Here is a 9336-nt window from a genome sequence, read left to right on the forward strand (position 1 = left end):
ATTTTTAGCAATTAAGAGGTAGGTTGCTCAGGCTTTTGTGAGTAATCGTAATAATCGTAATAACCATGGCTATGCTCATCTTTATTTTTACTCATATCAACTTTATTAAGCACAATTCCCGCAACATGCGCTTTAGACTCAAATAAACGCTCTATACCTGCTTTTATTGGTTTAATACGTGTAACGTCCGATTTAACAACATAAATTACCGAGTCAGCACTTTGCGAAATCACAAGTGCATCACTCACTGCTTGAGTAGGCGGTGTATCAATAATAATATGATCGTACTTAGTTTTAAGCACATCGAGCACTTCGTTAAAGCGCGAGCTTGATAGTAGTTCCAACGGATTACCAGGGATTTGCCCACTAGGCATAATAGCCACACCCGATTGCCCATCAACATGCACACATTCACTAAACTGCTCGGTGCCTATAATTAAATTACTCAGCCCAGGGTGAAATACCGGTATATCAAAGCGCTTTGCTATACTTGGTTTACGCAAATCTGCATCAATAAGTAATACTTTACCCATTTGCGCAAGCGACATTGCTAAATTAGCTGAGGTAGTTGTTTTACCCTCACCCGGCGAGCTCGATGTAACAGCAATAACCTTATGGTCGCGCTCTAACTGAGTTAACAATAAACTAGTACGAAATGTACGCACAGACTCTGCAAAACGCCTGTAGTTATCATCAAGGTAAGCATGTATGGGGAATACGCTCTTTTTAGGCATAGGTACATTAGGTAATAAACCTAACATACGCTGAGCGAGTTTACTCTCAACATCGTTTTTAGTTTTAACGGTATCGTTTAAGGCATCAAATACAAAGCTCATTACAACAGCAAAACCAAAACTTGCAACAAATGCCAAAATAACAATAAGTTTTTTATTTGGTTTAGCAGGGTCTTTTGGTGCATAGGCACGGTCGGTAAATCGTGCAGCAGCTGAGCTAAAGTCACTTGTTACCTCGGTTTCTTTAGAGCGAGATAAAAACGTATTAAATATATTACGGTTAGTTTCAACTTCACGTTTTAGTTGGTTATATTTGGTTTCTTTGCGAGTAATGTCTTGGTATTCAGCGCGTATTTTAACTAAGTCGCGTTCAAGCGCACTAACAGTTCGCGTTACTCGGTTTAGCTCTTTTTCAATGCCGGTAATAAGGCCTTTAATTTGTTTATTTAAGTTACTTTTTACAGTGGCAAGTTCAGCCTTAGCAGAAATTATTTTAGGGTGTTTAGGGCCATATACTTCGCTTAAGTCACTTAGCTTACGTTCGACTAATATAACCTCTCGCTTTACATCTTGTATTACTCTATGAGAAGTGATTTCAGGCATGCTGCCTAACAATTCTAAGTTATTGTTGCCATATTCACTAATTACACGGTTAATGCTTTCTAGGTTGTTTTTTTCGTTTCGCGCTTTTACTAATTGTTCCGATATCTGCTCAAGCTCTTGCGTTGCAAGGCCCGCTATCCCTTCAATATCAACTAGTTTTTGCTGCTCTCGGTAAGCCTGCAAACGTACCTCAGAGTCATCTAACTGAACACGAAGTTGAGACAAACGCGTGTTTAGCCAGCTAGATGCTTGTTGCGTAATGCCCATTTTTGCACGCATTTGGCTTTCTATATAGACTTCACCCACTGTATTTGCAACAAGTGCCGCTAACTTCGGGTCGCTCGACTCAAAACTTACACGTACTAATTGAGTTTTGCGGATAGGCGAAACAGAAAGGCGAGACTTAAACGCAGCTAGTAAACCTAACATTTCACGCTCAGCTTCTTCTTCCGCAGAATACACAGTGGCTTCTTTTTTGTTTAAAAAAGGCAAGTAAGATTTTATAGCCTCTTTAACTTCACTAATAGCCGAGGGTTTAGCAGTAAAATCTTTATGGTTTTTTAAATCAAGTTTTGTAATCACTTCGCGAGCAATACTGTCAGACTTAATAACCTCAAACTGAGTTAGGTAATATTCTTTTTTAGTAGAATCTAACCCGTATATTTCTTCAAAGCTAACTGCTTTGGTTTGTTCTGCCTCAATAAGTAATGTAGCCGTTGCAACATACTTAGGCACTAAGGTAAGGGCCACCATAATAGTTAATAATGTAACTACAGTCGCAAAACCTAAAATTCGCCACTTGGCGCGCTTAATAACATTAATATATGCACTTAAATCAATAATTTCTTCATTACTGTTTAAGTTTTCGGATGTTTGGTTCATTAATTACTGCCTTGTAAACTGCTTAAAACAAGCGTTGTTCAATTTTTATAGTATCGCCCGCTGCAATTTGGCTATTTAAACTACCTTTTTGTTGCTGCTGTTTAGTTTGTTCTTTAAAAATATAAATTTTATCGGTAGATGCACGCTCGGTTAACCCGCCCGCAAGAGCTATTGCTTGGTTAACGGTCATTGCGGGCTGATAAGGATAAGCACCAGGATCTTTTACTTCACCGTGGATATAAAAAGGCCGATATTCTATAACTTGCACATAAACATTAGGGTTTACTAAATAGTCTGGTTTTAAACCTTGTGTTATTACCTGCTCAACCTCTGAGGTATTTAAACCTGCAAGTTTAACTTTTCCTAAAAATGGGTAGTTAACCTCACCACTGTTACCTAATAGTGCAGTAACCTCTAAATCTGGTTGACCAAATACTTTAATTTCAACCTTATCACCCGCACCTAACACATAATTTTGCGCAGATTGAGCAAAACAAATGCTGCTAAATACAAGCAGCATTAAACTAAAACAATACTTCATTAATTAGCCTTTAACGCAAAAGTAAAGTTAACACCTACAATTACACGGTCAAACTCAATAGCATTTACTGTAGAATTTTTATCCATAAAATCTACATAGGTAGAAACCATGCCAAAATTGCTCGCTACATAATTTAAACCTAAACGGAGGTTTTTAGTTTTATCTTTACGGCCAACGTCGCCAGTATACTGCTCGTCAATATAATTAACGCTTGCAAGTGAGCTTAAGTAATCGCTCCAACTATGGGTCCAATTAACACCATAAACGCTCTCTTTAATGTAATCGCCTTGTACTAGTGGGTCTTTTGCAGCGCGACTAGTCATAAACCGTACAGTAGAGTATGTAAGTGGTTGCCAGTTAATGGCCGCCTCCCAACTTAAACCACTAAAGTTTTCACGCTCACTCGAGTCAAAGTCTTTATTCTGATAACCCACTTTAAACGAGCCAGAAGTAACCGCTGTAGCCTCCCACTCCATACCTGCAAGTACTTTTATATCGTCGCTGTCACGCGATATACCACTACTGGCTAACACATCGTATCGGTAGTTTTCTTGTTTAATTTCTAAAAAGGTGCGTGTTGCGGCTTGGGTATTATAATAACCGGTAACGCCTAATAACGATTTATCGTAGTCACGGTACTGCGATACTTCTCTAAAATTTTGGTATTTTTTACTAAAAAAACCAGCACTTAACGCCACTTGCGCTTTTGAGCTTTGCGCACCGTACTCATAACGTGCTAACACATTGTGTTGTTGGTACTTTACAAGCTCGTTAACTGCATCGCCTAAGCCTTCGGTTAAACCACTGCCACGAGGTTCATATAACCAATCGGCATCGCCGTTAATATCTAACCTATGCTGGCTAGTAAATTCTTTATGTACACCTGCACCTATATTTACTTGGGTAAAGTTGTCGGCAGTATCTTTATTATGTAACGAGCTGCTAGTGCCTAAGTCTAGGCTATAGCTATCTGGGCCATCTTCAATAACCGCTTTAACATTCGGGGTTATGGTCCAAATTAAGCGCGACTCTTCATCGTTCGGGGTGCTAAAAAAGTTACTGTTACTACTAATACCAGTTTGTAACGTAGGGGTAATTTCGGCCCCATCTTTAGTCATAACGCTACCCGGTTGCAAATTAGCAGCAGCAGGTGCAGCTATCATAGCGCTCAATAAAGCGCTAAGTGGTACAAGTTTTTTAGTATGCATTTGCATTTTTAAATCCCTTAAAAATTGTCATAAAAATAATTTTTATATCAAACCACAGCGACCAGTGCTTAATATAATGTAAGTCAAATTCAACACGTTTTTCCATTTTGTCTAAGGTGTCGGTTTCGCCGCGCCAGCCATTAATTTGCGCCCAACCAGTAATACCGGGTTTAGCTTTGTGGCGTAGCATATAAAATTCTACCTTTTTACGGTATTCCTCGTTATGGGCAACAGCGTGCGGCCTTGGCCCAACAATCGACATATCGCCTTTTAACACATTTATAAATTGCGGTAATTCATCAAGGCTAGTGCGGCGTAAAAAGCCACCAAGCGGAGTAATACGCGCATCATTCTTTTTAGCTTGTGTTACTACATTACTATTTTCAGTAACCGTCATTGATCTAAACTTCCATACCTTAATTTTACGCCCATCAAGGCCGTACCTATCTTGTTTAAAAATAACAGGCCCTTTAGATGTAAATTTAACAGCAAATGCAATGGCAATTAAAATAGGCGAGATCAACAGTAAAATGATACTAGCAACAATTATGTCCTCAGTTCGCTTTATAAACTCACGCGCGCCTATAAATGGCGATTCAAACACGCTTAATGTATCAAGCTCGCCAACATGCTCTATTCGCGCATGTATTAAATTAGATACTAAAAAGTCAGGAATAATATGTACATCAACAGTGGTGTCACCTAACTGCAGTAGTATATCTGCTATGCGTTTATCTGCTTTCATAGGTAGGGCAATGTATAAAACACTTATTTGGCCATTGCGTGCAGCATCAACTGCATCTTGAATTTTACCTGCTACATCATGCTTTGTAGCATTTTCAAACAAGCGTTCTGGTTGTCGGTCGTCATAAAAGCCTAAAAACTTAAAGCCTAGTTCATCATTTTTAGTAATTTCGTTATACAAATGTACGGCCGACTCGGTTGCACCTACAATGGCAACATTACGTAAGTTCATACCAAGCTTGCGCTTATTACGCTTAAACATATGCGCGCCTAATCGCCAGCCATACATAAATGCAAAACTCAATAAAAACCATAACCCCAAACCAATGCGCGAGAGCTCTTCTGTAAACTTAAATACAAACGACACACAAAATAAAACTGCAAAGGCTACAAACAAAGAGCCCCAAGCACATAAAACCATGGTTCTAAATTTACCAGCTCGCCAAGAACGATAAGCCGAAAATATTTCAGCGCAATACAAAAAGCTTAACGCAACGGTTAATGCAGCAACCATGTAAGTAGGTGAGAGTTCAAAGCTATAAAAAACAGCAGAACATTGAAAGGCCAAAAACAATGCAAAAATATCGAACAAACGATAAAAATTTGCATCAGACGAACCATTAGGCTTAAACGTCCTTGAAGATGTCATACTATGTATCCCTATAGATATCTTAATAAGTGAACTAAGCTCCACAAAACTGTGCGGCAAATGTTACAGCATCATACTTACGTATTCAATATTAAGGGTGTTTTAATGTATAACAATATTATGCAAAATATTTTTAAGTAGCGAGGATGTTACATAAAACAAAACAAATATAAACTTATAAATACTTGGGTAAACATTTATAAACAACATTGTAACCTAGTTTTTATTTAAACAGTTCCTTAAACCACGACCACACGCCAAATGAGTAGCCGCTAAATATATCAATCCCTAAAGCCGATTTAACTAAATAAACCACCAATAGTAATATGCTAATAACAATAAAACTAAATAGTGATACAGTTATTGCATGAGATACAGCAGCTATCTTTTTTTCTTTCTCGCTCAGCTCTCGCCTGTTTCGCCCCGCTAGTACAACAAAGTAATACCTATATTTAAAAAATTTAATTACGCCACGGCAATCAACTGTATGCTTACCCCATTGTCTTGCACCTATCGCCACTTTTAAATGGGCCAGTTGCTCTTCGGTAAAACTATCCTGCACATCGTGTGGCATTCGGTTAAGTAGACTGCGCACAGCTGGATCTGATTTTAATTTAGACAAAAGTTAACCTTATTTATTCGAAGAATGTAAGAACTCTTAGATTATTTTCGCAACAAAAAAAGCCAATTAAAAACTTAATTGGCTTTATAAATAAAAAATAAATAATTATTTAATTGTACTTGAGCGATAAGTATTATTGTTTAACCAACTAGGTTTTTCTACCTCAGGTACTTTACCATCTTGAGAAATATTTGTTTGATGGTAAGAGTGCTGGTTCCAAATACGTGTTGCATTTTTCCAAGGTTTGCTTTCATCAGCAGCACCATATACGGTCACCCCATTGTTAATTGACCAGCGAGAATCATAGTTGTTAGAAACAACAACAAGCTCTGCGTTATCATCGCCTTCTAGGTCAACCACAATTGGGTATTCCCAAAGCGATGCAGTCGAATTGTCAACAGAAGATAAAACCTCACCATTTACACCATTTAGTACTCTAACAGTAAGGTGTTCTTGAACTATAACTTCATCAATACCATCGGCATTAAAGTCATAAGCACTTACGCCTATTTTACCGCTCCACTCATCATCATTAGGTATAGACCAAACTAGTTCACCATTGTTATTGTACATAGTAACATCATTGTAACCAGCACTTACAATACCCAATTTAGTTGAGCCCAAAAAGTTTGATATGGCATGTGCTCCTCCGCCAGGGTTGGCTTGTGTATTAACTTCCCACTTTACGTTACCGTTAGCTTCAAGTGCTACAATACGGCTTTTATCTTGCGAAGTAACCCCTGAAGGAATTGATAGAATAACTTCTGGTTTTTCATCATTATCAATATCAGCAATAGATGAGAACCATATGTCGTTTTCACCGCTATAGGACCAAAGTTCTGCACCATTTTCATCTAACAATTTACCTGAGGTGAAAATCTCTTGGGCCCCATCGCCATTTGAATCAAAAATAGTAGAGGTAGGTGCCCTATTAAAGTTAAATAATGAGCCAATATCATAATTATAAAGAGCATCACCAAGAATAAACTCTAAAGAACCGTCATTATTAATGTCTGCTATGGTAATGTCACTTGTGGTTCTCCAACCAGAATTGACTTTAGCTATTTGCTTTTTTGTTACTCCATTGTTATCAACCACAGATATAAAACTATCAAATCGATTTGTCGCTACAATTTCAACATCACCATCGTTATCAAAATCAGCAGCACCCACGGAGAATGCTGCATCTGCTATAATGGCTCCTTGGGCGTAGTCCCAAAGTTCAGAACCATCTATACCACTCAGAGCTCTAACAACCCCCTTCGAATAATCGCTTCCTTTAAAAGTAACTACTACTACATCTGCTACATCACTATTATTAATAATACCATCGTTATTGTCATCACTAAGCTGGGCAACTACTGGCGTACTCATTACTTGATTGTACTCCGGCATAAAGTCACTCGAATTCCAACTCCATCTTTGCGTAATTTCAAACGGTGCTATAGGTTCAACGATTGATGGAAGGTTACCCTTAAATTCACCACCTAATAATGCCATCGAACCTTTAAAGCTTTGACCAATTACAGGCATTTTTGCAATACCAAACAGTCCTTTAATATCAGCATAAGGGGCTAAAATCACTCCCTCCCATCGGCTTCCTTCAATATTTAGGTTGTGTGCATCTACAAAATTAAAAACCGTTTGAGAAGCATGCTTTCTTAACCTGGCAAAGTTTTTACTTCTTACATTAACTTTTTGATCGCCAGAAATATTAAAAATGACAGTTGCGCCTTTAGGAATACCTTTAACTTTAAAGGTATGGGCAGCAGCAAAGTGCGCAGCATCTATATTAAATACTTGTGTTTCAGAGGTTTTGTCACCTTTTAGGTAAAGCCCGCCCCACTTCCACTTTACAGCGCCTGTTTCGTTTAAGTTATTTAACTCAGCGCTTAAATGTTTGTAATGTTCTTCTTGTTCATCAAAGTTAAACGGAAAGGCCGATTCGTCTTGATGACTACTAATGGTAGCGCCCCGCTCCATGCCCCAACGAACACTCCAATGTGCATCTATTCCACCGCCAGCTAACATACTGCCTACAAATTGGCGGCCACGCTTAAATTCAATACCGGTTTCACTAATTAAGTAATACTCATGAGGGTTTGACGGGCGATTATAGCCAACACTGTAAACGCCTTTTAAATTAATTTCTCCAGCAGCAATTGCACCATCTGCACGGCCAACATGCGATTTAAACTCGTCAAAAACAAAAGCAGAAAAACTATTAGCAACACCTAAATCTGTCGCATTAGCAACAGAACTTGTTAAAGTAAGTGCAATTACTCCACTTAATTTTTTTAAATTAATTATTTTTTTCATTTAATCCCTCTAAAGTAAAAATTCCATCCTGGATGGACATATAAACTATTTAATTAACAAAATTTATTACACAACAAAGTTGAAAGTTCATTATATATACAAAAACAAAAATTAAAACAAAAAAATACAACTAAAGGATTAAAAGCCACTCACCTGGCTCTAGCAAGCCCATTAAATCAATATGTTACACTTTAATTAAGTACATAAAACAAAACAGATCCAAAAAAAACAGCAACAATGGGTGGGTAAATGTTAATTACTTGTATTTTTAATATTTGCGTAATCAGTGGTGGTTAATTTTATTATAGAATTGAGTTATTACTTTGAATAAGTCTTTATATTATTAGGGCACTATAATTAAAAAGGCGATTTTTAGGAGATAAAAACCACCATTCATAACTAAGATTACAAAAGAGTCTTTGTAAATACACTTATGGTTAATGTATTAAAAAAATAACGGGTCGAAGCTATTCATCACAAATCTGAAATGAAAAGTAACGGCATATCTCTTTATATTTTTCGATGATATAGCTTCGCAGCGTGAGAATAAGTTACATTAAATGTAACACTGTTAAACTTTGTACTAGTTTCAGCTTTTCAGCATTTTAACTACTCTAGTTCACAAAATGTTTAATGTATTTTGTATCGTTTGCATACTTAATTAACTCTTTGTAAAACTCTTTATTTTCTCCAAAGGCCTGTGTACAAGTCTGCTGTGCCAGAACATCGTAATCGCCATTAACTTCTAATATTAAAGGGCCATTTTCGGTTATAACAATATCCCAGCCTAACGACCTTACATTTGGAAACTGCAAAGCTGCGTCTTGTACTATGTTGATAATTTCGTCCCAGTAAGGAACTACAAGGCCAGAAAAAGACACATGGGTATCTGGGTGTTCAGTGTATAAATTTTTAGAATAGTCGATACCTTGTGAACTTAATGCACCATTTTTAATATTAACGTTAACCCCTATTCCGCCTTGTTTACCAGACCAATTATCAACCTTGCGGCCATTTCTTCCAATTCGCAAATA

At 37.4% G+C, this 9336-nt stretch carries 7 protein-coding genes; all 7 read right to left on the reverse strand.

The genetic code is table 11. The features are described 5' to 3' along the window. Window positions 1-11: 11 nt before the first annotated feature. A complete protein-coding gene (locus AN389_RS05240) occupies window positions 12-2219 on the reverse strand; it encodes a polysaccharide biosynthesis tyrosine autokinase (RefSeq protein ID WP_055019399.1) in 2208 nt (735 codons plus the stop codon). 22 nt (window positions 2220-2241) lie between these two features. Then, window positions 2242-2760 carry a polysaccharide biosynthesis/export family protein gene (locus tag AN389_RS05245; RefSeq protein ID WP_055019400.1) on the reverse strand — a complete coding sequence of 173 codons (519 nt, stop codon included), beginning with the start codon at window positions 2758-2760 and terminating at the stop codon, window positions 2242-2244. Next, window positions 2760-3974: an outer membrane beta-barrel protein gene (locus AN389_RS05250; protein WP_055019401.1), complete on the reverse strand. Its 1215-nt coding sequence runs from the start codon at window positions 3972-3974 to the stop codon at window positions 2760-2762. Before AN389_RS05250 ends, AN389_RS05245 begins: the two co-directional genes overlap by 1 nt. Beyond that, window positions 3958-5361, reverse strand: a complete 1404-nt coding sequence (locus AN389_RS05255; RefSeq protein WP_055019402.1) for an undecaprenyl-phosphate glucose phosphotransferase — start codon at window positions 5359-5361, stop codon at window positions 3958-3960. Before AN389_RS05255 ends, AN389_RS05250 begins: the two co-directional genes overlap by 17 nt. A 223-nt stretch (window positions 5362-5584) precedes the next feature. Then, window positions 5585-5983, reverse strand: coding sequence for a hypothetical protein (locus AN389_RS05260; RefSeq protein ID WP_055019403.1), 399 nt, complete (start codon window positions 5981-5983; stop codon window positions 5585-5587). 105 nt (window positions 5984-6088) lie between these two features. Beyond that, window positions 6089-8302: a choice-of-anchor A family protein gene (locus AN389_RS05265; RefSeq protein ID WP_055019404.1), complete on the reverse strand. Its 2214-nt coding sequence runs from the start codon at window positions 8300-8302 to the stop codon at window positions 6089-6091. 614 nt (window positions 8303-8916) lie between these two features. Further along, a partial coding sequence (locus AN389_RS05270; protein WP_327077928.1) for a sugar-transfer associated ATP-grasp domain-containing protein occupies window positions 8917-9336 on the reverse strand: 420 nt, incomplete at its 5' end.

This window comes from Pseudoalteromonas sp. P1-7a (genome assembly GCF_001401855.1).
Taxonomy (GTDB): Bacteria; Pseudomonadota; Gammaproteobacteria; order Enterobacterales; family Alteromonadaceae; genus Pseudoalteromonas.